Source organism: Actinomycetota bacterium (assembly GCA_036280995.1).
GTDB lineage: Bacteria > Actinomycetota > CALGFH01 > CALGFH01 > CALGFH01 > CALGFH01.
The window spans coordinates 1-2,501 of the sequence record DASUPQ010000325.1 but is presented as its reverse complement, the minus strand read 5'-3'; the positions used below and the strand labels follow the sequence as shown (position 1 = coordinate 2,501).

Below are 2,501 nucleotides of genomic sequence, written 5' to 3'. Positions count from 1 at the left end.
TGCGGCGACCTCCAGGGGGCCAGGGCGCTGGTCGAGGAGGCCCGGGAGCTGATCGACCGGTTCGCCGACCCGGGCGTGCTGCCGGCGCTCCTGAACCAGACCGAGCAGGCGCTGGTCACGGCGCCCCGCCGGCGGCCTGTGGTCGAACCGCTCACCGAGCGGGAGCTGGCGGTCCTGCGGCTGCTCGCCACCCGGCTGTCGAACCGGGAGATCGGCCGCCAGCTGTATGTCTCGGTCAACACCGTCAGGACCCACATCCAGGCGGTCTACCGCAAGCTCGGCGTGGGCACCCGGGCCGACGCGGTCGCCCACGCCCGCGAGCTCGGCCTGCTCCCAGGGTCAACGCCCCCCAGCCCGTAGCCATTGCGCCCGGAGGACTGCAGCGGATCGATGAGTACCGCACCCCGAGTCATGTGTCGACGGCCGGACGATCGGCGCCCGGAAGGGCTGTGTCAGGTCGAGGCACGGCCGATGCCCTACCTTGGCGCCACCGGTCGCCGTGAGGCGGTCAACTGGGTCAGACGGGTGGGGCCGCGGTGAGCGGTCCGGCACCGGGCGCGGACGCGCCCGCACAGCCAGCCGGCCGCCGCTACCAGCAGCAGCTTGCCCGCAGGCTGAAGGTGGCCGGCAACATGACGATCACCCTGGCCGTGATCGGCCCGGCAGCCTCGGTGTTCGCCATCGGCTCGGTGGCGTTACGCCAGCAGGGCAGCGGCGCCTTCCTGGCCTTCCTGCTCGCGGCCCTGATCAGCGGCTGCCTGGCGGTGGCCTGGGCCGAGTTGGGCGTGCTGTACCCCACCGCCGGTGGCGTGTACGGGATCGTCGCCCGGGTCCTCGGCCGCCGGGCCGGCTTCCTGGCGTTGACCCTGCAGCTGGCCCTTTTCGTCATCGTCCCCAGCGCGTTCGCGCTGGCCGCCGGCCAATCCGTGGCCGCCCTGTGGCCAGCCATCAGCCCCCGGACGGGCGCGCTGGTCCTGCTGGCCGCCGCCACCGCGCTGGCGGTGGTCGGGATCCGGTTCAACGCCGCCGTCACCGCCACCTTCCTCGCCCTGGAGCTGGCCATCATCCTGGTCGTCTCGGTTCTCGGTTTCGCCAACGCCGACTGGTCGTTGGCGGGCACGCTGCTGGATCCGCGCGTGTATGCCGCCGACGGTAGCGCCGTCCCGACCAGCCTGCGGACACTGCTGGCCGGCGTCGTCCTTGGGCTGGGCGCCTATGCCGGCTATGGCGGCGCGGTGATCTTCTCCGAGGAGACCCGGGGCCCGCGCCGGGGCATCGCCCGCGCGGTGCTGGGTGCGCTTGGGGTCGCGGTCGTGGCCGAGCTGCTGGCGCTCGCCGCCGCTCTGGTGGGTGCGCCCTCCCAAGCCCAGCTGACAACCGAGCCGGCCCCCATGTCGTACCTGGTGCGCTCGTTGGGCGGCGACAGGCTGGTCACCATCGTCACCCTGGCGTTGGTGGCCACGTTCTTCAACATCCTGCTGGCGGTGCTGCTGGAGTACGCCAGGATCCTGTACAGCTCCGGCCGGGACCGGACCTGGCCGGCGCCGCTCAGCCGCGCCCTTGGCCGCATCCACCCAAGGACGAGGACGCCGGTCGTTGCCAGCCTGAGCGTCGGGGGGGCTGCGCTGGCAGTGACCGCCGTCACCGACTACGCGGCCGCGGTCACCTTCGCCAGCCTCACCGTGGTCGTCACCTTCGCCCTGATCGCCCTGTCGGCACTGGCCAGCCGGCTCCGACAGCCCGGTCTGGACCGGCCCTACCGCATGCCCCTGTGGCCCCTGCCCCCGCTGGTGGCGCTGGCCGGCGTGGCCGTGACCGTCGTGCTGCAGACCGGCAGGGACCTCGCCATTGTCGCCGCCATCCTGGCCGCCGGCGCCCTCTACGAGGCGGCCTACCTGCGCCGACGCCGCGACACCCACTGGATCCTGCTCGACCCACTGGTCGACGAGCCGGTCTCAGCGACTGAGCGGTGAGTGCGCTAAGAGCCGGTTTCGGAGCTTTGGCTGGTTCTCAGAGCCGTCGCTTCCAACGAGCGACTTCAGTGCTCCGCCGTGCTTGTTCGCGGGGATTCTCATCTCTCACGGGTGATGCCGGCCCATGTTGTGGCTGTGAGGCTTGTCCCACGGCGCAGCTCTTGATGCGCCATTCCGGACGATCAACGGAAACCGGACTGGGAGAGTGAGATGGGTTGTCTCTTCGCGATGTTCGCAGGCCTGTTCCCGCGCCTGGCGCTGTTCATCCTGTGGATTGCGCGGCCAGCGAGGATCGACGCCGCCTTCGACACCTTCCTGTGGCCATTGCTCGGCATCATCTTCCTGCCCTTCGCGACGCTGATGTATGTGCTGCTCTACACACCTGGCCGGGGGTTGATCGGGTGGGATTGGTTCTGGGTCGGGATCGCCGCCCTGTTGGACATCGGCCATTGGGTCGCCGGCGCCAGCCAGCGCAACCAGCTTCCCGGCAGGCGGACCACAACCGCATAGGAGCTGAACCGGAACGCC

3 protein-coding genes are annotated in these 2,501 nt (G+C 71.0%); all 3 read left to right on the top strand.

Translation table 11 applies throughout. The annotated features are described in order from the left end of the window. On the top strand, nt 1–360 hold a 360-nt coding region (locus VF468_11095), incomplete at its 5' end, for a response regulator transcription factor (protein ID HEX5878849.1). A 272-nt stretch (nt 361–632) separates the two neighbouring features. Then, nucleotides 633–1,973, top strand: a complete 1,341-nt coding sequence (locus VF468_11090) for an APC family permease (protein HEX5878848.1) — start codon at nt 633–635, stop codon at nt 1,971–1,973. A 210-nt stretch (nt 1,974–2,183) separates the two neighbouring features. Further along, nucleotides 2,184–2,483, top strand: coding sequence for a hypothetical protein (locus tag VF468_11085; protein ID HEX5878847.1), 300 nt, complete (start codon nt 2,184–2,186; stop codon nt 2,481–2,483). The last annotated feature ends 18 nt before the right edge of the window (nt 2,484–2,501 follow it).